The organism is Dechloromonas sp. ZS-1, assembly GCF_039649255.1.
In the GTDB taxonomy this organism is placed as follows: domain Bacteria; phylum Pseudomonadota; class Gammaproteobacteria; order Burkholderiales; family Rhodocyclaceae; genus Azonexus.
On record NZ_JBDIYD010000003.1, the window covers coordinates 387,062 to 413,224 of the forward strand.

22 protein-coding genes are annotated in these 26,163 nt (G+C 65.2%); 11 read left to right on the plus strand and 11 right to left on the minus strand.

All coding sequences use genetic code 11. The annotated features are described in order from the left end of the window. Positions 1–20 precede the first annotated feature (20 nt). Positions 21–383: a hypothetical protein gene (locus AACO21_RS07015; RefSeq protein WP_346191789.1), complete on the plus strand. Its 363-nt coding sequence runs from the start codon at positions 21–23 to the stop codon at positions 381–383. On the opposite strand, the gene AACO21_RS07020 is transcribed toward AACO21_RS07015, so the two are convergent. Beyond that, a complete protein-coding gene (locus AACO21_RS07020; RefSeq protein WP_346191790.1) occupies positions 384–575 on the minus strand; it encodes a CopG family transcriptional regulator in 192 nt (63 codons plus the stop codon). A gap of 105 nt (positions 576–680) precedes the next feature. Here AACO21_RS07020 and AACO21_RS07025 point away from each other — a divergent pair, with 105 nt between their 5' ends. After that, positions 681–2,366 (plus strand): SulP family inorganic anion transporter, encoded by a 1,686-nt coding sequence (locus AACO21_RS07025; protein WP_346191791.1) that lies wholly within the window; start codon positions 681–683, stop codon positions 2,364–2,366. 12 nt (positions 2,367–2,378) lie between these two features. Next, positions 2,379–2,717, plus strand: a complete 339-nt coding sequence (locus tag AACO21_RS07030; RefSeq protein ID WP_346191792.1) for a zinc ribbon domain-containing protein YjdM — start codon at positions 2,379–2,381, stop codon at positions 2,715–2,717. 41 nt (positions 2,718–2,758) lie between these two features. Here the strand turns inward: AACO21_RS07030 and AACO21_RS07035 are convergent, their stop codons facing one another. Genes AACO21_RS07035 through AACO21_RS07055 form a run of 5 tightly spaced genes read right to left on the minus strand, consistent with a single transcriptional unit; the run spans position 2,759 to position 11,689 of the window. Continuing rightward, entirely contained in the window at positions 2,759–4,219 is a 1,461-nt protein-coding gene (locus AACO21_RS07035) for an NADH-quinone oxidoreductase subunit M (protein WP_346191793.1), read from the minus strand. After that, the gene (locus AACO21_RS07040) at positions 4,216–5,709 is read right to left on the minus strand and encodes an NADH-quinone oxidoreductase subunit M (protein WP_346191794.1); all 1,494 of its coding nucleotides are present in this window, start codon (positions 5,707–5,709) and stop codon (positions 4,216–4,218) included. The genes AACO21_RS07035 and AACO21_RS07040 overlap by 4 nt, the downstream gene beginning before the upstream one ends. Continuing rightward, entirely contained in the window at positions 5,709–7,235 is a 1,527-nt protein-coding gene (locus AACO21_RS07045; protein ID WP_346191795.1) for a proton-conducting transporter membrane subunit, read from the minus strand. The genes AACO21_RS07040 and AACO21_RS07045 overlap by 1 nt, the downstream gene beginning before the upstream one ends. Continuing rightward, a complete protein-coding gene (locus AACO21_RS07050; RefSeq protein ID WP_346191796.1) occupies positions 7,232–10,240 on the minus strand; it encodes a DUF2309 domain-containing protein in 3,009 nt (1,002 codons plus the stop codon). The genes AACO21_RS07045 and AACO21_RS07050 overlap by 4 nt, the downstream gene beginning before the upstream one ends. Before the next feature lie 3 nt (positions 10,241–10,243). Then, positions 10,244–11,689 (minus strand): NADH-quinone oxidoreductase subunit M, encoded by a 1,446-nt coding sequence (locus AACO21_RS07055; RefSeq protein ID WP_346191797.1) that lies wholly within the window; start codon positions 11,687–11,689, stop codon positions 10,244–10,246. A 186-nt stretch (positions 11,690–11,875) separates the two neighbouring features. Here AACO21_RS07055 and AACO21_RS07060 point away from each other — a divergent pair, with 186 nt between their 5' ends. From AACO21_RS07060 to AACO21_RS07070, 3 genes are all read left to right on the plus strand, one after another. Further along, complete coding sequence (locus AACO21_RS07060) at positions 11,876–12,475, plus strand: peroxiredoxin (RefSeq protein ID WP_346191798.1); 600 nt, start codon at positions 11,876–11,878, stop codon at positions 12,473–12,475. Between the two features lie 139 nt (positions 12,476–12,614). Next, positions 12,615–13,202 carry a response regulator gene (locus AACO21_RS07065; RefSeq protein WP_346191799.1) on the plus strand — a complete coding sequence of 196 codons (588 nt, stop codon included), beginning with the start codon at positions 12,615–12,617 and terminating at the stop codon, positions 13,200–13,202. 53 nt (positions 13,203–13,255) lie between these two features. Then, positions 13,256–14,773 carry a methyl-accepting chemotaxis protein gene (locus AACO21_RS07070; protein ID WP_346191800.1) on the plus strand — a complete coding sequence of 506 codons (1,518 nt, stop codon included), beginning with the start codon at positions 13,256–13,258 and terminating at the stop codon, positions 14,771–14,773. Positions 14,774–14,827: 54 nt separating this feature from the next. Here the strand turns inward: AACO21_RS07070 and dnaE are convergent, their stop codons facing one another. Both dnaE and AACO21_RS07080 read right to left on the minus strand, forming a co-directional pair. Next, positions 14,828–18,277, minus strand: a complete 3,450-nt coding sequence (dnaE, locus tag AACO21_RS07075) for a DNA polymerase III subunit alpha (RefSeq protein ID WP_346191801.1) — start codon at positions 18,275–18,277, stop codon at positions 14,828–14,830. Positions 18,278–18,304: 27 nt separating this feature from the next. Continuing rightward, entirely contained in the window at positions 18,305–19,459 is a 1,155-nt protein-coding gene (locus AACO21_RS07080; RefSeq protein ID WP_346191802.1) for a benzoate/H(+) symporter BenE family transporter, read from the minus strand. Positions 19,460–19,623: 164 nt separating this feature from the next. Here AACO21_RS07080 and AACO21_RS07085 point away from each other — a divergent pair, with 164 nt between their 5' ends. From AACO21_RS07085 to AACO21_RS07095, 3 genes are all read left to right on the plus strand, one after another. Next, entirely contained in the window at positions 19,624–20,424 is an 801-nt protein-coding gene (locus AACO21_RS07085; protein ID WP_346191803.1) for an enoyl-CoA hydratase, read from the plus strand. 130 nt (positions 20,425–20,554) lie between these two features. Next, positions 20,555–21,658, plus strand: coding sequence for an exo-alpha-sialidase (locus tag AACO21_RS07090; protein ID WP_346191804.1), 1,104 nt, complete (start codon positions 20,555–20,557; stop codon positions 21,656–21,658). Next, on the plus strand, positions 21,655–22,221 hold the full coding sequence (locus AACO21_RS07095) for a hypothetical protein (RefSeq protein ID WP_346191805.1): 567 nt from the start codon (positions 21,655–21,657) through the stop codon (positions 22,219–22,221). Before AACO21_RS07090 ends, AACO21_RS07095 begins: the two co-directional genes overlap by 4 nt. On the opposite strand, the gene AACO21_RS07100 is transcribed toward AACO21_RS07095, so the two are convergent. The 3 genes from AACO21_RS07100 to AACO21_RS07110 form a co-directional block, all read right to left on the minus strand. Next, a complete protein-coding gene (locus tag AACO21_RS07100; RefSeq protein WP_346191806.1) occupies positions 22,187–22,987 on the minus strand; it encodes a response regulator in 801 nt (266 codons plus the stop codon). The genes AACO21_RS07095 and AACO21_RS07100 overlap by 35 nt on opposite strands. Before the next feature lie 80 nt (positions 22,988–23,067). Then, positions 23,068–23,622, minus strand: coding sequence for a flavodoxin family protein (locus tag AACO21_RS07105; RefSeq protein ID WP_346191807.1), 555 nt, complete (start codon positions 23,620–23,622; stop codon positions 23,068–23,070). 43 nt (positions 23,623–23,665) lie between these two features. Further along, positions 23,666–24,373, minus strand: coding sequence for a pirin family protein (locus AACO21_RS07110; RefSeq protein WP_346191808.1), 708 nt, complete (start codon positions 24,371–24,373; stop codon positions 23,666–23,668). Positions 24,374–24,477: 104 nt separating this feature from the next. On the opposite strand from AACO21_RS07110, the gene AACO21_RS07115 reads away from it, so the two are divergent. Together AACO21_RS07115 and AACO21_RS07120 are read left to right on the plus strand one after the other, a co-directional pair. After that, positions 24,478–25,389 (plus strand): LysR family transcriptional regulator, encoded by a 912-nt coding sequence (locus tag AACO21_RS07115; RefSeq protein ID WP_346191809.1) that lies wholly within the window; start codon positions 24,478–24,480, stop codon positions 25,387–25,389. Positions 25,390–25,399: 10 nt separating this feature from the next. Then, positions 25,400–26,068 carry a hypothetical protein gene (locus AACO21_RS07120; protein WP_346191810.1) on the plus strand — a complete coding sequence of 223 codons (669 nt, stop codon included), beginning with the start codon at positions 25,400–25,402 and terminating at the stop codon, positions 26,066–26,068. The last annotated feature ends 95 nt before the right edge of the window (positions 26,069–26,163 follow it).

Here is a 26,163-nt window from a genome sequence, read left to right on the forward strand (position 1 = left end):
GGAGCGTTCCTTAAGGCAAAATGCGCAATCCGCGCATTATAGCCACCGCCATGCTCCAGAACCCGTTGACCGCCCCCCGCCCCCGCCTGACCGGCGCGATTTTCCTGTTCGGCCTGATCGATATTTTTGGCCTGACCTGCGTGGCCTTGGGGGCCAGCTGGTTTGCGATTGGCAAGGGCGCGTTGATCGAAAGCTTCCCCGGATCAATGGCGGAAGCCGTGGTCAGTATTGCCGGTGGCGTCGCGGTCATGATCTGGGCCGTCGGACGCATCCTGCGCGAACTGGCCAAGCAGGCACCAGAAATGCAGGCCAAGTACGACGCCCTGCTCCGCGCCCGCGGCCAGGTGCCCGCTCAGCGCGAGGACGAGCCGCCTGCCGCCTGATTACTCCTTGGCCGCGCCGGGCTTCAGCCACTCCGGCAAGTCACGCCCATCGGCGTGCTCGATGATGTACTGACGAACCAGACGCCGCACGACCTGTGACGGCGTCAGGTCGTTGGCGGCACAAATTTCCTCAAACAGCTTTTTCTTGCGGGGATCGATCAGCAAGGTCAAGCGGGCAGTGCGGTTCTCCATAAGACCTCCGTGATTATCTTTATTGCATCATATTAACATATGATTAACATTGACAGATAAGCAGGTGCTCATACAATGCTCCGCTTCACCTGCTGAGCCTCTGCCATGAAGATCGCCTTCCGCCCGAAGTTGCTCGATTGCCTGCCCGACTACACGCGTGCGCAGTTTGGCAAGGATCTCGCGGCGGGGATCACGGTCGGCGTTCTCGCCCTCCCGCTCGCCATGGCCTTCGCCATCGCCTCTGGTTGCTCGCCGAGCGCGGGAATCTGGACGGCCATCATCGCCGGCCTGATCACCTCGGCCCTGGGGGGTTCCCGCGTCCAGATCGGCGGCCCGACCGGCGCCTTCATTCCCATCGTCTATGGCATCGTGGCCGCCCACGGCTTCGGCAACCTGCTCGGGGCCACCATGCTGGCCGGCGTGATGCTGCTCGCCATGGGGATTGCCCGGATGGGCCAGTTGATTCGCTTCATTCCGGTCACCGTGGTCATCGGCTTCACGAACGGCATCGCCGTGGTGATTTTCCTGGCGCAGCTGAAAGACTTTTTCGGCCTCAAAATCGACACCCTGCCCGCCGAGTTTTTCCTCCGCCTGAAGACCTTGGCCGCCCATGCTCACACCGTGGATTTGCCCACCCTGGGCCTGTCGACCGCCTGCCTCGCCGTCCTGCTCTCCTACAACCGGCTGGCCCAACGGATCGCACTCCTGCGCCGGGCGCCCGGCCCGCTCGTCGTGCTCGTGGGCGGCACCGTGCTGGCGGCCCTGCTCGATTTGCCCGTCGAAACCATCGGCAGCCGCTTCAACGGCATTCCGCAGGAAGTCCCGCCAATCGGGCTGCCACCGCTCTCGATCCACGATTTCGGCAAGCTGATTTCGCCGGCGCTGACCATTGCCCTGCTCGGCGCCATCGAATCGCTGCTCTCGGCCCGCGTGGCCGACAGCCAGATCGATGATCGTCACGACCCGAACCAGGAGCTGATCGCCCAGGGCCTGGCCAATCTGGCCGCCCCGCTCTTCGGCGGTTTTGCGGCAACAGGCGCCATCGCCCGCACGACCACCAACGTGCGCACCGGCGGCCGCACGCCGATTGCCGGGATCATCCATGCGCTCATCCTGCTCAGCATCGTGCTGGTGGCCGCACCGCTCGCTGCCTACGTGCCGCTCGCCGCCCTCTCGGCCATCGTCATGGTGGTCGCGGTCAACATGGGAGAATGGCACGAATTCCGCGAACTGCGCCGTTACTCCTACAACTACCGGATCATCCTGCTCGCGACCTTCTTCGTGACCGTGGTTTTCGACCTGACCATTGCCGTCGAGCTGGGCATGGTGCTGGCCTGCCTGTTCTTCATCTACCGCATGTCCGAACTCACCCGCATCGAGCGCCGCACCCTGCCGGAACTGGCCGACGAGCCCCGCTGCCAATACCCGGATGGCAGCCTGCGCGTGGCCGCCTGGGAAGTCTTCGGCTCGCTGTTCTTTGGCGCGGTCAACAAACTGGAAGACCTGCTCGACCCGCGCGCCGGTCACCCCGAGGTCGTCATCCTCGATGTCACCCGGCTCGTGCAGCTCGACACCACCGGCCTCGAAGGCCTGGAAAACCTGCGCGAAAAACTGCACATGCGTGGCTGCACCCTGCTACTCTGCGGCCTCAACGCACAACCCGGCTCGCTCCTGCGGCGCGCCGGCTTCCTGGACCATCTGGGCGAGGCCAACGTCTGCCCGGACTTCCTGACGGCGTGCCAACGCGCACGCGCCCTGCTGCCCGACCTGCTGGGCGGCGATGAACTTTGATGAAAGCCTGACATGAGCCAACTGCCCCCGTGCCCGCAATGCGCCTCCGAATTCACCTATGCCGACGGCGAGATGCTGATCTGCCCGGAATGCGCCCATGAATGGCCGGCCAAAGCGGCTGAAAGCGTCGAGGAAGTCCGTGTCTGGAAGGACGCCAACGGCAACGTGCTGCAGGACGGCGACAGCGTCACCGTGATCAAGGACCTGAAAATCAAGGGCTCGTCTTCAGTGGTGAAGGTCGGCACCAAGGTCAAGAACATCCGCCTGATCGACGGCGATCACGACATCGATTGCAAGATCGACGGCTTTGGCGCGATGCAACTGAAAACGGAATTCGTCCGCAAGGCCTGATGATCGACGCGGGGCAAAGCGCCCCGCCCCAACGCCCCGCTTCAACGCCCAAACCCCGCCGCCCAGGCCTGTGCGGCCGGCCGCACGATATCCAGCCAGGGCGCCGGATAGAGGCCGATCACCAGGATCAGGCCAAACAGGCTCCACAGCACGGCACGTTCGCGTCCGGTCAGATCCTGCATCGGGGCAACCGGCGCAGTCCGCACCTCACCCCAAAACGCCTGCCGATACAGCGCCACAAACGCGGAGGCACCAATCGCCAGCCCGAACAAGGCGGCCATGCCGGCCCCGGTATGGCGACCGAGGGTGGCGGCAATGAGCATCCATTCGCCGTGAAAGCCGCTGGTCAGCGGCAGGCCGATCCCGGCCAGCCCGCAGAACAGCACCCCGGCTGCCAGCCAGGGGGCCCGTTGAACAATGCCGCCGAGTGCCGCCACATCGGTCGAACCGGTACGCTGATGCAGACAGGCCAGCAGCAGAAAACTCCCCCCCGTCGCCAGCGCGAAATTGAGCAGCAGGGAAATGCCCCCCAAAACACCGTCGACCGTCAGGGAAGCCACCCCAAGCACGACCAGACCGACGTGGCTGATGCTGCTGTAGGCCATGGCAACGCGCAGATTGCTCTGCGCCAGCATGCCCACTGCCCCATAAATCACGCTCACCGTGCCCAGGCCCGCCAGCAGCCAGTAGGCATCCGCCGCCGCCTGGGGCGCCAGCGGCAGGGCAAAGCGGATCAGGCCATACGCGCCGATCTTCAAGCCGACCAGCAGCGCCGTCAGCCCGCCCGGCCCGGCCAGGGCAATCGGCGGCAGCCAGGTATGCAGCGGCACCAGCGGTACTTTCAGGCCAAAGGCCAGCAGACCCAGCCCGAGGATCAGGTATTGGCGGCCCAGCGGCAGCGGTTCGGCAAGCAGGCTCGGCAGATCGGCCGCCCCGGCCGGCGCCCCCCCGATCAGGATCACGATGGCCAGCAACAGCGGGAAACCGCCGCCCAGCATGAGTAAGGCGTAACGCGTCGCCGCCGCCCGCGCCCCGGCTGTCACGCCAGCCTGACAGAGCAGGGCATAGACCGGCAGGATGCTCAATTCCCAGCACAGGAAAAAGAGCACGAGATCCATGGCGCAGAACACGCCCACGGTGATCGACTGCAGCGCCAGCAGGCTGACCGCCACCCCGCGCCCATCGCGCAGCCCGGGCTGCCGCCACCCCACCACCAGCGTACCGAGGAAGAGCAAGGCCGTGGCCGGCAAAAACAGCACGGACAGGCCGTCGACCGCCAGAAAGTAATCGATGCCCAGCATCGGCACCCAAGGCATGCGCTCGATGAGCTGGAAGCGCGCCCCGGCCGGCACAAAGGCGAGCAAGGCCGCCCCCGCGGCCAGCAAGCTGCCGCCCATGCTCGCCGCAGCGAGCCAGCGCGCCCAGCGCACCGGCGCCAGCGCCACCAGCAGCGCCGCGAGCAAGGGACCGAGAAACAGAATGGACAACCAGGGCAAACTCATCGCGCAAACCTCGCCGCTGCGGCCTCGCTGGCCGCCTCGGTCAATTGCAGCCAGGGCTCCGCGAGAAAGCCGGTGAGCAGCAGCGCCAGCAGGGCGATCCCGCAGACCAGATACTCCATTGGCAAGGTGCGATCCACATCGTGTCCGTCGCTTGATGGCGACAGGAAGGCACGCTGAAAAGCCCACAGCAGAAAGCCGGCTGCCGCCACGTTGCCGAGCGCCGTGGCCACCGTCGACAGGGCGCCAAACTGGTCGATGGCCGCTTCAAGCACCAAATGGGCGGCATCGAAGCCCGGTGTACCGGGCATGCCGACAATGGCCAGACCGAAGATCAGGAAGGCGATGGCCAGGAAGGGAATGCGCTCGAACAGGCCGGACAGTTCTCCCAGTTCGGTGGTACCGGTGCGGCGGAACACAAAACCGACAACAAACCACATCCCGGTCACGGCCAGGCCAAAGTTGGCCGAGAGCAGCACCGCGCCCTGAATCCCCGCCGCATGCAGGCTGAACAGTCCGATCACCAGCAGGCTGGTATGGCTGACCACGGCAAAGGCGAGCAGGCGGCGCAGATTGCGCTGCTGCACAGCGAGGGCCGCGGTAAAAAAGACCCCGGCCATGGCAAAACCCACGACATACGGCTGCCAGGCCAGGACGGCCTCTGGCGTGAGCGGCAGGACAAAACGCAGCATGCCGAAAATGCCGACCTTGACCCCCACCATCAGGGCGGGTGCCACGGCGATCAGGCCGTGCTGGGCCATGTTGGGCAACCAGCCATGCAGGGGAAAAAGCGGCGTCCGGACAGCCAGCCCGTAAAACAGCAGGTAGAAGGCAGCCGTCTGAAACCGGCCCGGCGGCAGCGTGCCGCGCAAATCGAAGAGATCGAAACTCCAGCGCCCGCCATGGGCATCGGCAAAGCCCCAGCCGAGTACCACGCAACCGGCCACGAACAACAGCCAGCCGAAGCCCTGGTACTGGATGAAACGGGCCAGTGCCTGCACTTCGGCCCGCGAGGAGGCCCAGCGACGCAGCAGATAGACCACCGCCCACAATTCCAGTGCGGAATAGGCGGCAAACCAGGCGATATTGAGCGTCACCAGCATGCCGATCAGGCCGGCCTCGGCCAGCAGCAGCACGGCAAACAGGCGGCCCGGCGAAATCATGCCGCGGCTCATGCCATAGAGCGTCATCAGGAAGGTGAGCAGCGCCGCCGCCAGCACAAACACAACGGCAATCCCATCCACCCCGACGTGATAGGCCAGCGGCGCCCACCATTCGGCAAACTGAAAGGCCGGCGAGCGCCCATCCAGATACCAGGCCACATGGGCCGCCAGCGCCAGTTCCAGGAGCGCCACCAGTTTGCCGACGATGACGGCCGCTGCGCGCTCGCCCAGCGCCAGCACGACCCCGGCCCCGAGCACAGGCAGGACTTGCAGGCACAACAGCCAGGGCAGGCGCGCCTGCTCGAACCAGTAGAGTTCACTGAAGCCCATCAGAGGATCACCACAAAGGTGGCCATCACGGCCATCATCAGATAACGCGGCTGTTCCAGCAGCCCTTCCAGCGTCCGCAGGTAAGCCCCCAACTGGCGCAGGGCCTGCTCCGCCAGCCCGCCGCGTCCGCGCAACAGCAAGCGATCCTCCAGCCGCTGGCACAGCGCGGACAGCGCCGCCAGGGTCCGGCCGGGCACGCCATCCGCCGTGACCAGCGGACGCCCCGGCGCAATCGCCTTGCCCTGCCCGACCTCACCGATCATCCGGTCGATGAAACGGCTTTCGAGGCGACGGATATCCTGGGCAAAGCCGAGGGTCGGCAGCAGGAGCAGAATTTCGGCCAGCCGATCCAGCCAGCCGCGCTGCAGGGCGGCGGTATACAGCCACTGCTGGCGCGCCAGCCAGGCGGGCGGCGCCGCCGGTCGTGACGAGACCACCTGCAACCAGGACGGCGAACGCAGGAAATGCCCGAGGCGCCAGGCGGCATGCAGGCACAAATGCACGGTCGCCAGCGTCGTCCAGCCCAGACCGATGCTCAGCACCATGAGCCCGACCTGGAAGACCGTGGCGAAAATGAGGGAGGATTTGATGTCGGTCTGCACCAGCCCGACCAGCCAGGCATACGCCGCCGTCAGCGCCCCGACCATGACCAGGGCAAGCAGCAGATCCGGCACCTGCACGAGCAAGGGAAACAGGCGCAGCAGCAGAAAGACCCCGGCATGCACGAGAATCGCACCATAAAAAATGGCAGAGGACGGCGTCGGCCCCTCGATGGCGCGCGCCAGCCACGGCGTAAACGGCAACTGGGCCGATTTGACCAACGCTGCCAGGACAAAGCCCAAGGCCAGGATGCGGGCATCGACCCGGCTCAATTGCCCGGGCGCGAGCAAATCGGCCCAGGCCACGCTGCCCACCCAGGCCACGGCCAGGCCCAATCCGAACAACAAGGCGGTGTCGCCGATCCGGTTGGTGACGAACGCGAACAACGCGTGCCCGGTTGCCACCGGACGCTGCCAGGCGTAGCCGATGAGCAGGAAGGAAGCGATCCCGCACAACTCCCACCCGACAAAGGTGAGCAAGGCATTGCCGGCCAGCACCAGGAGTTGCATGCCGCCGAGGAAGACGCCCAGCAGCATGAAGAAGCGGTGATAGCCGCTTTCCCGATGCAGGTAGTGCTGAGAAAAGCGCGCCACAAGCCCCCCGGACACGGCCACCAGCAGCGCCACCGGCAGGGAGAGCGCATCGAGCAGAAAACTCAGGCGGACCGACCAGTCGCCGGCCGCCAGCCAGAGCGGCCCGGGGACAGTCTCCGGCCAGCCCCAGCGCAGCGCGCCTGCCAGGAGTGCGGCCAGCAGAGCACTGGCCGCCCCCATCCCCCAGACCATCAGCCCCGCCAGCGGCCCCTCGCAGGCATCATCACGCCGCCTGCCGGCCAGCAGGGCGATGCCGGCGTACGCGCTGACCAGCAAGGGCAGCAAGGGCGCCAGCCAGGCCAGATCGACCAGATGAAGCCACAGTGCTTTCATGGATGCGCTCCCAGCAGCAAGGCCGGCGGCAGCGGCCCGGATTCACCGGCAAACCAGTCGCGCGAGCGCGCCACCTGCGGCAGGACCGCCCGCCCGGACCAGGGCAGCCAGCCGCGCCGCGGGCAATAGCGGGCCAGCCCGCCGGTCGACGGGTCCTGCGCGGCCAAAATGATCCAGGCATTGCCGACCAGTTCCTGCAGAGCCGGCTGGCGCCCCAATATCTCTGTCAGGCGCGCGGTCTGCTGCTCGACCACCACCAGCAGGCGCATCGGTTCGTGAATTTCGACCATCTGCAACGGCAGGCCGGTCCGCAGGTCGGATTCGCCCCCGTCCATCACGCCGAAGGCGCCGGTCAGGTTATGCGTGACCTTGGAACCGCAGCCGAAACGCGCGTTATCCACGGTCGAGAAATAGTATTCGAGCGAAATCCCGGCCCCCACCGGCCCCGCCGCCAGCAGGATGTTTTCGACAATGCGGCCATCCTCGTCCTGGGTCGGATCGTAGGAAATCAGGAATACCCGGCGATCGAGGAAGAGCCCCCGGCTCATGCTGCGCCGGCCAATGAAGGCCGCCGCATTGGTGGCATGTCCGAGTTCCGGCCGTGCCTGCGACAAGTCTTCGGCCCGCCCCTGCACATGGCGCAAGGCCCGCCAAGGGGTCGGGCGCGGCGGCGCCGAGGCGAGCCGCCGGCAGCGCTCGACCGCGTGCGCCCGGCACGCTTCGGCGAGTTGCGCGACCAAACGATCCAGGGCGGCCTGCCAGACAGCCGGCACCTGTGCCAGGTCATACCAGGTGATGCTGTCGTCGCAGGTGTCGTGCTGGGCGGCGACAAACCAGCAGGATTCGGGAATGTGGATACCGCGCGCAGCCAGACCGGCCCGCACGGCGGGCTGATTGGCCATCTGGGCGAAGGCGCGGGCATTGGGCCCGCCGTGCCGCCCGGAGCAGGCGCCGCAATCGTAGGCCGAGGCATGCGGATTGTTCTGGCTGTGCGAACCGTGGCCGAGCATCAGCACCAGTGGCGCGAACGCCGAGGTCAGGCCGATGGTGCGCAGGAAGGCCGCCACACGGTCGACCTGCTCGGCGAGGGTAAAACCGGCCTGCACGCCCGCAGCGGCCGGCGCCGACGCATCGAGCGCGAGGCAGGTGTCGAGTTTGCCATCCCAGGCCTCACGCCAGCGTCGCTTGACCTCCCCGCTCCCGGCCGGCGCAAAGAGCCCTGCTGCCAGGCCGAACAGGGCCGGCACGGCGGCCAGATTGGCGAGCAGGCTTCCGGCCAGGGGCTGCAGACGCGTGGCCTGATACAGGCGCTCGCGCCAGCGCAAACGCGCCGTCCGCCGACGCACATGCGCCGCCCGACGGGCCGGCGGCACCGAGGCCGCAGCCACTTCGTTAACCTGATGCTGCGGTGTCACCACCACCGGACACAAGGCGGTCGGCGCCGCATCGTCGAGGCCCTGCCAATACATCGGCACCCCGAAAAATCCGGCCGCCCCGAAGGTCTGGATGTCCGGAGCGATTTCTTCGAGATGGCGCCGCGTGCCTTCTTCGCGGTCATCCATGCACAGCACGACCTGAGCCGAGCAGGCCGGTTCCGGGGCCGCCGGGCTGCGCTTCCGGTTGGCAGCCAGCGCAGCAAACACGTGCTCACGGTAATGGTGCTCATAGGCCAGCAACCAGCATTCACCGCGTTGCAGCGCGCTCAGGCTGTCTGCGGTACGGTAGAGTGCATCGGCCATCGCGGGCGTCAGCGTGCTCACGTCCGGCGGCGCGGCATCTCCCAGCGCGCCCCAGCACTGCGTCAGTTGCCAGGCCCGCCCTTCGGGATCGGCCAGTGGCAATTGTGCGGACGCGGCAAGTCGCTGCCACAGCGCATCGTCGGCGTCCCCCGCCATGGCAGCGGCGGCCTCGGCCAGCCAGGCCTCACCGCCTTCGCCGCGCGCGTGCATCAGGCGCACATGGCATTCGGCCAGATGCGCGTTGAAATAGGCTGCCAGATCGGCCAGCCCCATCGGATAACCGACCAGGTGGCGCGTCAGGTCTTCGCAGATCAGGCGCTCCAGCAGCAGGCGAACGGCCAGGTAATCGACCATCGCCACCGGAGTCGCATCACCCCGGCCCGGATGATCGGCACGCCAGAGGAACATGCCGGACCAGCCCGGTAACTCGAGCGCCAGTCGGGCCAGGTAAGTGTACGCCTGCGCCGGATCGGGCAAAACGCGGGCCAGTTCCTCGCTGAGCAGGGCGAGCGGATCGTCGGGCAAATGCAGGATTTCTTCGCGCAGGGTGTGCTGCTCATCGAGTTCCCAGCGCAAATCCATGCCTGCCGACGCCCGCCAGGCAGCATAAAAACCGGCCTCACGCGCCGGGTTGCGCCAGGCGGCCAGTCCGAGGTCGAGGTGGGCGGCGAGATGGCGCTGCAAGGTCTGACGCACCCTCTCCAGCACATCGACGCCGGTCAGGGCATGCAGCACACTGCGCAAGGAAGGCGCCCCCGCCGGATCATCGAACAATCCCCGACAGCGCGCCTGGGCCACCTCGCGCCAATCCGCGGCGGGCTCACCGACGGTCAACCGTGCAAAATGCGCAAAAACCGGCGCCTCGGCCGAGCCGGTTTCCTGTTTCAGCCAGGCCAGATGCTGCGGTGGCGGCGCCGGTGACCAGGCTTTCAAACTCGCCAGCAGGATCTGCCGGCGAGCGAGTCCACCAACAACCGGCTGATCGAGATCGGCGATGCCGGCTTCGCAGAGCGCCACATCCAGATCGGCATCGGTGATGCGTCCCGCCGCATGGGCCTCGCGAAAACGCTGTTCGGGCCAGTAGGGCCGAGCCCCGGTCAGCGCCTGCGCGGCCGCCAGCGCGTCGGGAAAAGGCAAATGCTGGAAACCGTGCAGGGTGTTGTGATGCACGAAATCGCGGATCGGCGCCTGGGCCGGCAGCACATGCGCGAGATGCGCGACCCAGTGGGCAACGTGATCGGCAAAGTTCGTTCCGTGCGCCGACATCGCTTACCCCTGCCACGCCGCCGCGAGCGCCTGCAGCGCCGGCGCCATCAAATTCAGGACGCCATTCGGCCACACCCCGAGCCCGACGATGGCCAGGACCAAGACGCCGACACCGAGCCGCTCCGAAGACGACAAATCCGGGACGCCACTGCCGCTACCGGGCCGCCACACCTGTCCGATGACCCGCACACTGTAGGCGGCCGCAATCAGCAGGGCCACCCCGAGCAAGACCACCCAGCCCGACCAACGCGTCCAGACCGCCAGCAGCACCTGCCACTCGGCAAAGAACCCGGCACTCCCCGGTATCCCCAGGGCCGCCACGAAAGCAAAGGCCAGGGCGCCCGCCAGGCGCGGCGCGTCCGCTGCCAACGGCGGACAATCGGCCAGATCGCGGCTGTGCGTACGCTGATACAGCAAGCCCACCAGCAGGAAGAGCAGCGCTGCCGTCAAACCATGCGCCACCATCTGCAGGACCGCGCCACGCAAGCCGTTCGGATCGAGCGTGGCAATCCCCAGCAACACCAGCCCCATATGGGAAATCGAGGAATAGGCGACCATCGCCTTCAGATCCTGCTGGCGCCAGGCCAGCATCGCGCCATAGAGCAGGCTGATCAGACCCAGCGCCGCCAGCCCCGGCTGCAAGGCGAGCATGGCCGCCGGCAGGGTCTCGGCCGCCCGGATCAGGCCATAGGCCCCCATTTTGAGCAACACCCCGGAGAGCAGGATGGAGACCGGGCTGGGCGCCTCGACGTGCGCCAGCGGCAACCAGCCGTGCAGGGGCACGACCGGCATCTTGACCCCGAAACCCAAAAAAAGTCCGGCGAAGATCAGGACCTGCATGCCGGTTGCCAAGCCTCGCCCCCCTTCGGCCATGTCGGCCATGGCAAAGCTGTGCCCCGGCGCCGCGTCATACAGGAACAGCAGGGCGACCAGCATGAACACCGAACCGCCCAGGGTATAGAGAAAGAAATTGAGCGCCGCACGCTGACGGTTTTCTCCCCCCAGCCGGTCGATCAGGAAAAAGAGGGGAATCAGCGTCGCTTCCCAGAAGACGTAAAACAGGGACCAGTCCCGCGCCGAAAAGACGCCGAACATGGCCGATTCGAGCAGGAAGACAAGACACAGGTACAACTTGCCGCCGTAACCCGAACGGGCAGAAATCAGCACGACGATCCAGGTGAGTCCGGCGGTCAACGCCAGCATCAGCACGGAAATGCCATCCACCCCGAGCGCGAAGTACGATCCCAGACGCACATTCCAGGCACGGCTCTCCACCATCTGGAACGCGGGCCCGGCAGGATCAAATTGCACGCCCAGCCAGGCTGCATAAGCCAGAATCAGCGTGGACATGACGAGCGCCACCCCACGCAACGCGCGGGCGCGAACCGCCGGCAACACGGCGAGCAACGCCGCCCCCAGCACAGGCATGAAGACCAAGGCCTTCAGCACAGCCTACCCCTCCGCAGGTTCATCAAGGAACCCATCTCTTTATATAGGAGCTTTCGATTATGCCAGCATGTCAGCCCGCCGGGGCAAGTCCGGAAAGGCCGAAGCGTGTTTGACAGCCGTACCCCGCTTGGTTAAATTGGTCCTTTACCCCAACCTGAAACCAAAACTCTACCCAAGGAGATTCATATGGCCGTTCTCGTCGGCAAGCAAGCCCCCGACTTCACCGCCACCGCCGTCTATGGCAACAACGAAATCAAGGAGCTGAAGCTCTCCGATTTCCGTGGCAAGCCGGTCGTTCTCTTCTTCTACCCGCTCGACTTCACCTTCGTCTGCCCGTCCGAACTGATCGCCTTCGATCACCGCCTGGAAGAGTTCAAGCAGCGCGGCGTCGAAGTCATCGGCGTCTCCATCGACTCCCAATTCACCCACCTGGCCTGGAAAAACACCCCGGTTAAGGAAGGCGGCATCGGCCAGGTCGGCTACCCGCTGGTCGCTGACATCAAGCACGACATCTGCCGTGCCTACGACGTCGAACTCGAAGCTGCCGGCGTCGCCCTGCGCGGTTCCTTCCTGATCGACAAGAACGGCGTGGTCATGCACCAGGTCGTCAACATGCTGCCGCTGGGCCGCAACATCGACGAAATGCTGCGCATGGTCGATGCCCTGCAATTCTTCGAAGAGCACGGCGAAGTCTGTCCGGCCGGCTGGAACAAGGGCAAGCCGGGCATGGTTGCCTCGACGGAAGGTGTCGCCGCCTACCTGGCCAAGAACGCCAAGAAGCTGTAATTCGCTGCCCCGCAAGGGGGCGCAGCGCCAAGACCCCGGCCCGCCAAGCGCCGGGGTTTTTTATTTACTATTTTTTACGCGCCGATGAAGCCCAAGTCGCGCTAAAATTTGGCACTTTTGTAATTCTGAATGCATTTCCATGGCTGATACCGAATACCTCAGCACACGCCAGGCCGCCATCCGCCTGGGTGTCTCCTTGGGCACCGTCCAGAACATGGTCGAGAACGGTGTGCTCGAGGCCTGGAAAACGGCGGGCGGACACCGCCGGATTCCCGTGGCCTCCGTCGAGGCCATGCTGGCCAAACGCCGCAATCAGGCACCGAGCGCAGCTGACAGCAATGCGCCGCTCGAACTGATGATCGCCGAAGACGACCCCACCCTGCAGACGCTTTATCGCGTTACGGTCGAAACCTGGAACCTGCCGATCCGCCTCCGGATTGTCGGCAATGGTTTCGAAGGTCTCGTTCAGGTCGGCCAAAATCCGCCGGACATCATGATCGTTGACCTGATGATGCCGGGCATGGACGGCTTCGAAATGATCCGACAGTTGCGCGCCAACCCTGATCTGGCAAAAATGGATATTATTGTCGTTAGTGCCATCGACCACGATGAAATTGTGAAAAAGGGCCTGCCGTCGGACATCACGGTGTTTGGCAAGCCGATCCCCTTTCACGAGATCAAGGGCTTCCTGCTCGGCCGATTGGCAGCAAGGCAACGCGCTAGCTAGTCGCCGGCAACCGCCGGCCGCGCACCCCCACCAAAATAGCAGAGGAGGCATAAATGGGGTTGTTCGGAAATAACAAGACGCTGGACAAGATCGACCGTGACATCGCGGCCATCGCCGACGGGCAGGCCGATCTTTCCCATAATATCGGCCTGCCCGGACAAGATCCGGCAGGCCGTATTTCCAGCAATCTCAACCGTTTCTTCGGCCGCGTGCGGAGCCTCATCACGCACGCCCGCGAGCGCAGCGTCAGCATTGCCGCCGATGCCGCCCGCATGAACTTCCTGGTGCAGCAAACCGGTGATGCCGTACGACGTCAGGAGTCCCTGGCTGCCGATATTTTCGATTCCAGCAACCGCGTCAATCTGGCCGTCGCCGAAGTGGCGCAGAATTCGGATGCCATCCGGACCTCGACCCAGAACAACCTCGATCTCGCCCAGCGCTCGCTGACCCAGATGCAGACGGTGGCCGAGACGATGCGCAGCACCAACCAGCACATCGAGCATTTTTCGGGCACGGTGCAGGAACTGCACGGCAACTCGATGAAGATCAACGAGATCGTTTCGCTGATCAACGACATTTCCGACCAGACCAACCTGCTGGCACTCAATGCGGCCATCGAAGCGGCCCGAGCGGGCGAAGCCGGCCGCGGGTTTGCGGTGGTCGCTGACGAAGTCCGCAAGCTGGCCGAGAAGGTCAAGACCGCGACCCAGGTGATTCAGCAAAACACCCAGTCGATGATCAATCTCGTGGCAGATACGGCCAACAAGACTGAAACCATCGTCGGCGAAGTCACCCTGGCCAATCAGTACATCGAGACCTCGGCGACCGATCTGAATACCATGGTGGGCGATTTCCGCCGAACCACGGACCAACTGACCACCATTTCCGACGCCATTCACAACCTGAGCGAGAGCAATCAGGCGATTCACCGTGAGGTCGAGGAAATCCGCGACCACTCGATCGAGATTTCCGGCCGCATGCAGCAATGCCTCGGCTCCGCAAAAACCCTGCGCGAATCGACGGAAGACCTGCAATGCACCCTGGCCGACTTCCGCACAGGCAACAGCAAGTTCGATGACCTGCACGACAAGTGCGAGTCGTTCCGCGATCGCGTCACGGCCATCCTGAAGACACTGCAGTCCCGTGGCACGAATATCTTCGATCAGGCCTACAAGGAAATTCCGGGCTCCAATCCGAAGCGCTACACCACGGCCTACGACAATCAGTGCGATAGCGAACTGACCCGCCTGTATGACGCGCTGCTTCAGGAACTGCCGGGCCTGACCTATTCGCTGTCGGTCGATCACAACGGCTACGCGCCGGCGCACAACAGTGTCTTTTCCAACGCACCGAGCGGCGATCCGGCGGTCGACCTGGTGAAATGCCGCCATAAGCGCATCTTCAACGACCCGGTCGGCCTCAAGCTGGCACGCAACCAGAAGCCCTCGCTCTTCCAGACCTATGTGCGGGATACCGGGGAAATCCTGAACGATCTGTCGATGCCGATCATCATCGATGGCCGCCACTGGGGCGCCGTCCGGATCGGCTTCAAAACCGATCTGGTCATGTAAAACCGGGGGAACAACAAAAAGGCCAGCAGATGCTGGCCTTTTTTTCGTCCGCGATCAGGTGTTGTAGACGATATCGACGTTCTCGGGCGACAGCCATTCGCCCAAGGCCTCCAGCAGGAGATCATCGAGCCGCACCCGGGCCCGTTCGCCCAGCACCAGTTCGCACTCGGCATCCGCATTGCGATAGCGCACCCGCACCGTCGCCGGTCCCGGCGCAAAGGGCATGAGCAGGGACTTGAGTTTCTTGGCATCGGCCGAGCCATTCATCTTGAGCAGCAGATGCTTGGCAAAACGGGCGCGCGCCTCGCCCAGGGTGAGCAGGCGCTCGGCAACCACGCTATTGCCGCCGGAGAAATCATCGTGGCGGACCTTGCCCTCAATCACCAGAATTTCGTCGGTGACGATCTTGCTGCGCTCGGCTTCGAAGAGTTCGTTGAAGACCGAGACTTCCACCATCGCCGTACCATCGTCGAGCTGGACGAAGAGCATTTTGCCCCGGCGCGTCATCTGCGTGCGGATACCGACCACGACCCCGGCAATCACCGTGAACTCCTTGGCCGGCTCCAGACGGGCCAGCGGTCGACGCACGAAACGGCTCAATTCCTTCTTGTAGGTGTTGTAGGGATGGCCGGAGAAGAAGAAGCCCAGGGCGGTCTTCTCCTGCATCAGTTGCTCGCGCTCATCCCAGGGCTTGACGTTCACATACTCGGGCGCATGCTCCTCGGCTACCTCGGCGATATCGAAGAGGCTGGTCTGCATGGCATTGCGCTCGGCCTGCTCGGCGAATTCCATGGCCACGCCGACCGAGGCAAGCAGCTTGTGCCGGTCTGCATCGATGCTGTCGAACGCACCGGCACGGATCAGGGCCTCGATGGTGCGGCGATTGACCATGCGCTTGTCGCAGCGCTTGCAGAAATCGAAGAGATCCTTGAAGGCCCCGCCCTTGGCGCGCGCTTCCAGAATCACATTCACCGCCTGCTCGCCGGTGCCTTTCACCGCCCCCAGGCCGTAGCGAATGGTTTCGCGGTCGACCGGCTCGAAGCGGTACTGCGAGGCATTCACATCCGGCCCGAGCATCTTCACCTTGTTCGCGATGGTGTCTTCATAGAAGATTTTCACCGTATCGGTGTTGTCCATATCGGACGACAAGGTGGCGGCCATGAACGCCGCGCAGTGGTAACGCTTGAGCCAGGCCGTGTGATAAGTCACCACGGCATAGGCGGCGGTGTGCGACTTGTTGAAGCCGTACTCCGCAAACTTGGTCATCAGGTCGAACAACTGCTCGGCCAGCGCCGGATCGTAGCCCTGCTTCTTCGCCCCCTCGGCAATCGTGGCGCGGTGCGCGGCCATTTCCTCGGGCTTTTTCTTACCCATCGCCCGGCGCAGCATGTCGGCGCCACCCAGCGTATAGCCGCCGATGATCTGCGAGATCTGCATCACCTGTTCCTGGTACACGATGACGCCATAGGTTGGCGACAGGCAGGCGGTGAGGTCGGGGTGGAAGTAATCGATCTTCTGCTGACCCTTCTTGCGCAGGATGAAGTCATCCACCATCCCGGAGCCAAGCGGGCCGGGACGATAGAGCGCGAGCACAGCGATGATGTCTTCAAAACGGTCGGGCGCGAGCTTCTTCAGCAGCTTTTTCATGCCTTCCGATTCGACCTGGAAGATCGCCGTCGTATTGGCGTCCTTCAGAATCTGGTAGGCCCCCGGGTCGTCGAAGCCGAGCGACATCAGATCGAGCTTCTCGCCGGTCATGCGGCGGATGTACTCGACCGCCAGTTCGATAATCGTCAGGTTGCGCAGGCCCAGGAAGTCGAACTTCACCAGACCGGCCTTTTCCACGTCGTCCTTGTCGAACTGCGAGACCGGCGACGCATCCGCGCCGGTCGCCTGATAGATCGGGCAGAAATCGGTGATCTTGCCCGGCGCGATCAAGACGCCGCCGGCATGCATGCCGACATTTCGGGTCAAATCTTCGAGTCGACCGGCGAGATCGAAGAGTTCGCGGATGGTCTCGCCATCCTGCTCGTCTTCCATCATGTCCTTGAGCGCCGGCTCCTGCTCCAGCGCCTCCGACAGCGAGACCGGCTTGTTCTGGACGATGGGGATGAGTTTCGAAATGCGGTCGCACATCGAATAGGGCAGCCCGAACACGCGACCGACGTCGCGGATCACCGCCTTCGAGGACATCGTGCCGAAAGTCGCAATCTGCGACACCGCCTCGGCGCCATAGCGCTGACGCACATATTCGATCACCCGCCAGCGGTTGTCCTGGCAGAAGTCGATATCGAAGTCGGGCATGGAAACCCGTTCCGGATTCAGGAAGCGCTCGAAGAGCAGCGCGTATTGCAGCGGATCCAGGTCGGTAATGCGCAGCGAGTAGGCGACCAGCGAGCCGGCACCGGAACCCCGGCCGGGGCCGACCGGCACGCCGTTGGCCTTGCCCCAGTTGATGAAGTCCGCCACGATCAGGAAGTAGCCCGGGAAGCCCATCTGCAGGATGGTCTTGCACTCGAACGCCAGGCGATCCTCGTACTCCGGCCGTTTCTGCTCGCGCAGCACGGGGTCGGGATAGAGTTCTTCCAGGCGCTTTTCCAGGCCAGCCTTGGCTTCCTGCACCAGAAAATCATCCAGCGACATGCCATCCGGCGTCGGGAACAAAGGCAGGAAGTTCTTGCCGAGCGTCAGTTCGATATTGCACCGCTTGGCGATCTCGAGCGTGTTTTCCAGCGCTTCGGGCAGATCGGCAAAGAGCGTGCACATCTCGTCCTGCGACTTGAAATACTGCTCCGGCGTGTAGATCTTGGGCCGGCGATGGTCACCCAGCACATAGCCTTCGGCAATGCAGACCCGGGCCTCGTGCGCCTGGAAGTCGTCGCGCTCCATGAACTGGATCGGATGCGTGGCGACCAGCGGGATGCCCGTTTCACCGGACAGATCGGCCGTCTGCTGCACCATGGCCTCCTGCTGCGGCTGACCATAGCGCTGCACTTCCAGGTAGAAGGCATCCGGAAAGATCGCCGACCAGGCACGGGCACGCTCGCCCGCCAGATCGAAATTGCCGTTGAGCAGCGCTTCGCCAACGTCGCCCAGATGCGCCCCGGACAGCGCCAGCAAACCGCTGGTCCCGATTTCGGCAAACCACTCGCGGCGAATTTCCGCCCGATCGCGCCGCCCTTCGGCGATATAGGCCTTGGTCAGGAGCTCGCAGAGCTGACGATAGCCCTCACGGTTACGCACCAGCAGCAACAGCCGGTACGGCGACTCCGGCGCATCCGGATTGGCAATCCAGCAATCCGCCCCGGCAATCGGCTTGACCCCCTTGCCACGGGCGCCGGTGTACAGCTTGACCAGGCCGAAGAGGTTGGCCAGATCGGTCAGCGCCATGGCCGGCATGCCGTCGCCGGCCGCCCGCTTGACGGCATCACCGATGCGGACGATGCCATCGGTGACGGAATATTCGGAGTGGAGGCGGAGGTGAACGTAGCGCGGGGAAGTCATGGGGCGCTATTTTACCTGCGCCCTGCCCTAACGCGGACGCAACATGCGACGCACCGCCATCCCCAGGAGCAGCCCCCAGAAAGCGCTGCCGATCCCGAACAGGGAAATGCCGGACAAGGTGCACAAAAAGGTCACCAGTGCCGCCTCCCGCTCCACCTCGTCCGCCAAGGCCCCCGCCAGCCCGTTGCCGATGGTGCCGAGCAGGGCCAGCCCGGCAATGGCGGCAATCAGCGCATGCGGCAGGGCAGAAAACAAACTGGTCACGGTGGCGGCAAAAATCCCCGTCCCCAGATAAAACAGGCCGGCCCAGATGGCGGCCCGATAACGCTCCTCGGGGCGAGGATCGGCCGCCGGGCTCATGCAGATGGCGGCCGTGATCGCGGCCAGATTCAGGGCATAGCCGCCAAAAGGCGCCAGCACCAGGCCGGCCACGCCGGTCCAGGTGATCAGCGGCGAGGCCGGGGTCGTGTAGCCATTGGCCCGGAGCACGGCAAGGCCGGGCACATTCTGGCTGGCCATGGTCACCACAAAAAGCGGCAGGCCGACGCCGATCAGCGTCGACAGCGAAAACTGCGGCGTGGTCCAGACCGGCACAGCCAGCGCCAGGTCGATCGCCGCCACCCGGATCATTCCGCCGCCAGCTGCCCAGGCCAGTCCGGCCAGGAAGGCGAGCGGCACGGCGTAGCGTGGCAGCCAGCGGCGCGCGGCAAGATAGACGCCGAGCATCAGCCCGACCAGCGCCAGTTCAGCGCGCAGGGACACAAAGAGTTCCAGCCCAAAGCGCGCCAGCACACCTGCCAGCAGCGCCGCCGCCAACGATTTCGGAACCTGCTTCATCAGCGCATCGAACAGCCCGAATACGCCACACAGCACGATCAACAGGGAGGAAAACAGGAAGGCACCAATCGCCTCCGCCATCGGCACACCGGCCAAGGCCGTCACCAGCAAGGCCGCCCCCGGGGTGGACCAGGCGGTCAGAATGGGCGCCTTGAAGCGCAGGGAAAGCCCGACGGAGGTGGCGAACATGCCGAGACCCAGGGCCCAGAACCAGGAGGTGGTTTCGGCCTGAGTCGCGCCCAGCGCCGATACCGCCGAGAAGATGATGGCGGCAGAACTGGTAAATCCGACCAGCACGGCAATAAAGCCGGCGGCCATGTGAGACAACGAAAAATAGCGACGCATCGCCTGGATTCCTGAAGCGTGAGGCGAGCATCCTAGCAGCCCCCTGCCCGCATTCCAATGCAATACCGCAGTCGACCGTCGGCCTCCCGCAGCGAGGAGGCTGGCGATGCAGCGAGCCCTGCGGTACGCTCCTGAATTCACCTAAAAACACATGAGGAGACAGCATGACCGATACAGCACACGACCCGAACGCCCTCGTTCTTCGTTCCGACCGCGCCGACGGGCTGACCACCCTGACCCTGAACCGCCCGAGCCAGTTCAACTCGCTCTCGGTCGATATGCTGACCGCCCTGCAAACCGAGCTGGATGACATTGCGGGCAGCGAGACCGTGCGCGTCGTGGTCATTGCCGGTGCCGGCAAGGCGTTCTGCGCCGGGCATGACCTGAAGGAAATGCGTGCCAATCACGACAAGGCCTTCATGCAGGCGCTGTTCAAGCAATGCGGCGAACTGATGCTGACGATCACCCAGATGCCGCAACCGGTCATTGCCCGCGTGCATGGCATCGCCACGGCAGCCGGCTGCCAGCTGGTCTCGATGTGCGACCTGGCCGTCGCCGCCGATGTCGCCAAATTTGCCGTTTCCGGCATCAATGTCGGACTTTTCTGCTCGACCCCGGCCGTCGGGCTGGCGCGCAATCTGGGCCGCAAGGCCGCACTCGAAATGCTCCTCACCGGCGGATTCATCGACGCCATGGAAGCGCGCGCCAAGGGCCTGGTCAACCGCGTGGTCCCGGCCGATGCGCTGGATGCCGAGATTGAACGCCTGGCTGGCAGCATCCTGGCCAAGAGCGCCGTCGCCGTGCGCATGGGCAAAGGCATGTTCTACGAACAGCTGGAGATGAACCTCGACGATGCCTATGCCTACGCCGCCGAAGTGATGGCCTGCAACATGATGAGCGAAGATGCCGGCGAAGGCATCGATGCCTTCATGGCCAAACGCGCCCCGGTCTATCGCGGCTGCTGAACTGAAAATGCCTGCCTGGCGACGGTCGACCGTCGGCAAGCAGGCATTTTCACAAACACTCACGTTAGAATGCCCGGCGCCGTTCCTGCGGCCCTCGTCCCTGACCCCACCTGCCGCCGCGCATCCCGCCATGCCCTTGCCTGACACGCTCCGCCGCCTCGCGCCCCGCCTGCTGCCGCTCCTGGCCTGCGCCCTGGCCCTGACCGCCGCGCTGAGCCGCATCCCGACCAGCGACGCCCCGCACTGGCTGGTCGACGCCCCGCAGGAGAGCGCCCTGCCGCCAGCCCTGCACGGCGAACGCATCCCGGAAAGCCAGGACGCTGAAAGCGCCAGCCTGACCCAGCTGGCCGACGGTCGCCTCGCTGCGGCCTGGTCGCTGCCCGGCGAACAGCCGGCCATTGCCTTCAGCATCCTGGAACGCAATGGCTGGCAAGCGCCCGGCCTGATCGCCAACCGCGAAAGCACCGCCGGCAGCACCTTTGCCTTCAGCCGGCGCATCGATGCCCCGGTCCTGCACGCCGAAGGCGGCTGGCTGCACCTCTGGTACGCCGCCCATGCGGTCGACGCCCGCGCCCTGGCCGAAATGCATCACCTCGAATCCACCGACAGCGGCAAGCGCTGGCAGCCGCCCCGCCGTCTCAACACCGGCACGCCGAGCGGATACCGCCCCGTCGCGCCGGCCCTGCCGCTCGCCGATGGCGGCCTTGGCCTGAGCGGCCTGTCCGGCGGCGACGCCGCCTGGTTCCGCTTCAGCCCAAGCGGCCAGCTACTGGAGAAATCACGGCTGGCCAGCGATACCGACGTGCATCATCTGGCGGTCACCGCGCTCAGCCCGACGCGCGCCCTGGCACTGCTGCGTGCGGACGCGACCCCGCACTTGCAACGCCAGATCAGCGACAACGCCGGCCTCGCCTGGCAAGCCGGCGAAACCAGCGATCTGGCCCTGGCGCGCGCGCCCTTTGCCCTGACCCGTCTGCAGGATGGCCGTCTGCTGCTGGCCGGCCACCCGGCCGGCGACAGCGCCACGCTGGCCCTCTGGCTTTCGGCGGACGACGGCGTGCATTGGCAGGCCGCCCGAACGCTCAGCCAAGCAGCCGAAGGCGCCTCGGATTTTGCCTTTCCCGCCCTGTTGACCGCCCGAGATGGCCGGGTGCACCTGATCTATCGCGAACGCGGCCAAGGCCTGCGCCACCTTGTCTTCACACCGGCCTGGCTGCGGGGGGAAGCAGCATGAGCATGACCCTGACAGCGGCCTACGGCCTGCTCGCCCACGGCCTCATCTTCGGCGCCCTGGCCGCCCTGCTGCCCTTGGGCGAACTGCGCCCGCGCGTGGCACTCGCGGCCACCGCCATCGCGCTGATTGCCGGGATTGCCCCGGTCATGCACGGTTTCTTCGGTGCCCCCTCGCTGACCTTGCTGCAACTGGCGCTGCTGCAACTGGCCAACCGCACGCCCTCACCGTTTGGAGTCGTTCAGGCGAGGGGGCTCTTGTTCTGCATGGTGCCGTTCTATCTGACGACGAGCGGCTGGGGGCCCTTCGACCCGTACGGGCTGGGCTATCAGCCCTGGGCGCTGCTCGCCGCGCTTGTCCCGGTGGCCGGTGCGCTGGCCTGGCGCGGCCAGTCGGTCTGGCTGTGGATCCTGGCAGTGGATCTGGCCGGCTATGCCTGCGGCCTCTTCGCCAATCTGTGGGATGCGCTCTTCGATCCCCTGCTCGGCCTGCTCGCCCTGATCCTCGTCGGGCGGCAAGGGGTCATCCGGCTTATCGCAGCAAGGACTCGGCGATCAGTTTCCTGATGCTGCCGGCCTCGAACGGCTTGTCGCAGATCGCCGACACGCCGGCCCGCTCCACAGCGGCCAGGCGGCCCATGTTCTGTTCGCTGGTCACCATCAAGACCGGCACGGTGTTCTGCCAGCTCTGGGTGCGGATGTATTCAGTCAGTTCCCGGCCATCCATTTCCGGCATGTTGTAGTCCGTGATCACCAGATCGACCATGGTTTCCTGCAGCAAGGCCACCGCGGCTTTCCCGTTCTCGGCCTCGACGACGCGGGTGATACCCAGTTCAGCCAGCAGGCGCAGGATGTGCCGGCGCGAGGCCATGCTGTCATCGACCAGCAGCACGCGCAGGTTTTCGATGTCTGCGGCGTCGATGTCATCCGGCGGATTGAGATAGTCGGCAGCGGCATAGAGGGCGCGCGACAACTGCTGTTCGTTGAAAGGCTTGGCAACGATGCTGCAGGCGCCGGACTGGCGCACCGGTTCCAGCACCTGCGGCCGGATCTCGCTGGAAATCAGGATGAAGGGAACGGCTTCCAGTGCCGCGTCGTCGCGCATGGCCATGACCAGATCCGTCCCCGCCATGTCCGGCAGGTAGAGGCTGCTGATCACGACCCAGCCTTCCTGAGACTCGGAGAGGGCTGCCAGGGCGGCATTCCCCTCGCCCACGGTATGGATGCTGCGGACACCCTGGTGCTGCAACATGCGGGTGACGAGTCCGGCCTGCATTGAAGAAGGCTCGACCAGAAGAACGGACAGATCAGCGAGGGAAGCGGTCAGTGACATGCGGGCTCCGGCAGGAGAAGGCCAATGCCTTCACTATAGCAGCGCACCGGCCGGCCCGCATCGGCCGGTGCATCGTCGCATCAGGCGCGCAGGCGGGCGGCGATGGCGGCAACGCGCTCGCCGTAGCGGGTGGCCGTATCGAGGTCACCCTGCGGGATCTGGTCGGCACCGGCATCGGACGGGCACTGCACCATCAGGCCCACGGAACCGCCCAGGCTGTTCACATCGTTACGGGTCGAGGCGGTGGCATTGCTCGGCATCAGGCCGAGGCTGACCCACAGACCGCCATGCTGGGAGCCCAGGGTCTGCAACGCCATCATGGTCGCGCCCTTGTCGCCGATCAGGCTGGCGCTGCAGGTGAAACCACCGAACACCTTGTCCTGCCAGGCACGGGTGAACCAGGCCTTGGACGAAGCATCGGCGAACTTCTTGAACTGCCAGCTCGGGCCGCCCATGTAGGTCGGCGTACCGAAAATGATGCCATCGGCAGCAGCCAGGGTGTCCCAGGCGCCTTCCGGCAGATTGCCTTCGGCATCAATGGCCAGCAGTTCGGCCTGGGCGCCGGCGGCAACCTGCTCGGCAACGCGGCGGGTGTGGCCGTAGCCGGAATGGAAAACGACAACGATCTTGCTCATGGTGAATCCTTTCAACTGTCAGGGAGGAGGGGGGAGGGAAAAATCAGGGGGCCGGCGGCAGATCGAAGAGCAGCACTTCGCTCGCTTCTGCCGCGCTCAGGTGCAACTCGGTTTCATCGGCGATCTTGGCACCGTCGCCGGTACGCAACGTCAGGCCATTCAGCTGCAACTGACCGCGCACCACATGCAGATAGGCCAGACGGCCGGGAGCAAGGGCGATATCCCGCGCCTGCCCGGCGGCAATCTGCGTCGCCCAGAGGCGTGCATCCTGGCCGATCGTGGTGCTGCCATCCGCACCATCCGGCGAGGCCACCAGGCGCCAGCCGGCTTGCAGGGCCTCGACGGCCAGGGGCTGCTGCTCGTAGCTGGCCGTCGTGCCACGCCGGGCCGGCTCGATCCAGATCTGCAGGAGATGGGTCTCGGCCTCGGCAGAGGGATTGAACTCGCTGTGCAGGATGCCTTTGCCGGCACTCATGCGCTGCACTTCGCCGCGCCGGATGACGCCCCCGTTGCCCAGGCTGTCCTTGTGCTCCAGCGCACCATCCAGGATGTAGGTCACGATTTCCATGTCGCGGTGGCCGTGCATGCCGAAACCGGTGCCCGGTGCCACACGGTCCTCGTTGATCACGCGCAGCACGCCCCAGCCCATTTCATCCGGGTCGTAGTAATTGGCGAAGGAGAAGCTGTGCCGGGCAACCAGCCAGCCATGGTCGGCAAAACCGCGGGCTTCGGCAGGGCGTCGAACAATCATGATGAATCCTCTTGAATAATCTCTGTAGCTTTGAGGACATGTTAGGCGTACAGTTCAGGGCATTCCAGCGAATTATTCTGGACATTCCGTTCAATATTTTTCACATGAAGATCTCGCTCGAACTGCTGCAAATTCTCGACGCCATCGACCGCCATGGCAGCTTCACGGCCGCCGCCGCCGCCCTGCATCGCGTGCCGTCCGCCCTCTCCCACGCCGTCTCCAAGCTGGAGAGCGATCTCGATGTGCAACTCTTCATCCGGGAGGGGCGACGCGCCACGCTCAATGAAGCCGGGCGCACCCTGCTGGAGGATGGCCGCCACCTGCTACGCGCCGCCGGCGAACTGGAGCGCCGCGTCCGCCGCATCGCAACGGGCTGGGAGGCCGAGCTACGCATTGCCATCGACAGCATCGTCCCGGTCGAACGCATTTATCCACTGCTCGATGCCTTTTATGCGGCCGGTCACAGCACCCAGATTCGCCTCTCGCAGGAGGTCCTGGGCGGCACCTGGGATGCCCTGGCCACCGACCGCGCCGACCTGGCCATCGCGGCCCCCGGCGACATGCCGCCACGCAGCGGCATCAGTTCGCGCCTCTTGTGCACACGCACCGATTTCGTCTTTGCCATTGCCCCGCACCACCCTCTGGCCAGCGTGCCGGAGCCGATTCCAAACAGCGAAGTGCGCCGCCACCGCGCCATCGTCATCGCCGATACCTCACAGGAACTGCGGGCACGCAGCGTCGGCCTGCTCGACGGCCAGGACATCCTGCGCGTGCCCAACATGCCCGCCAAGGCGGCCGCCCAGGTGGCCGGCCTGGGCATCGGCTACCTGCCGCGCTGGCTGGCCGAACCGGAACTCGCCACCGGCCATCTGGTCGAGAAGCAATTGGCCGAGCGGCGCCAGCCCATGCCCCTGCATATCGCCTGGCGCTCGCGTCAGATCGGACGCGCCCTGGCCTGGTTTCTCGATGCACTGGAAAATCCGGCCTATCTGGGGCCGTTGACCGTCGGGCTCTGAGCACCTTGCCATGCCGCCCCGCGACTTTCTCGAACTCGACTGTGCCGGCCTGAATCGCCAGCATGTCTTCCCGCTCGCCGACCTGCCCGCCGGCCTCCGCCAGCATCTGCCGGATACCGGCTACCGCCAGCTGATCCTGATCGGCCACGCCGGGCGGGCCTTGTGGGTGGCCGTCCAGCGCCAGCGGCCGCCCGGCCCGGACCCGATCGACGCGCACACTGTCCAGACGCTCCAGCGCTGGCTGGGCGACACCCGCCACCACCTGCTCTACCCCGGACCGGCGCCCGTCGGGCTGCAGGCCCTGGGCAGCCTGGCCGGCTGGCATCATCCTTCGCCCATGATGATCGGGGTCGATGCGACCTGGGGCAGTTGGCATGCCTATCGGGCCGTTGTTCTGGCCGATACCGATTTTCCGGCCACGCCTCAGGCTGCACCCAACGCGGCCTGTCCGACCTGCGCGGCGCGTCGGTGCGTCTCTGCCTGCCCGGCCGACGCCTTGAGCGGTCCGCACTTCGATCTGAGCCGCTGCGCCGGCGAACGTCTGCGCCCGGGCTCAGCCTGTGCCGAAGGCTGCCTGGCCCGTCTGGCCTGCCCGGTGGGCAGCGAACACCGCTACGACGCGGCCCAGATCCGGCACAGCTACCGCCAATCGCTGGCCTGGCTCAAAGCGATGAAATAGGCGCTTGCCCGACGGTCGACCGTCGGCAAGCAGGCAAATTGGCGGATCACCCCGCTCGGCCCGGACAGTCCGGCGCACTGGCGCGCACCGGACAA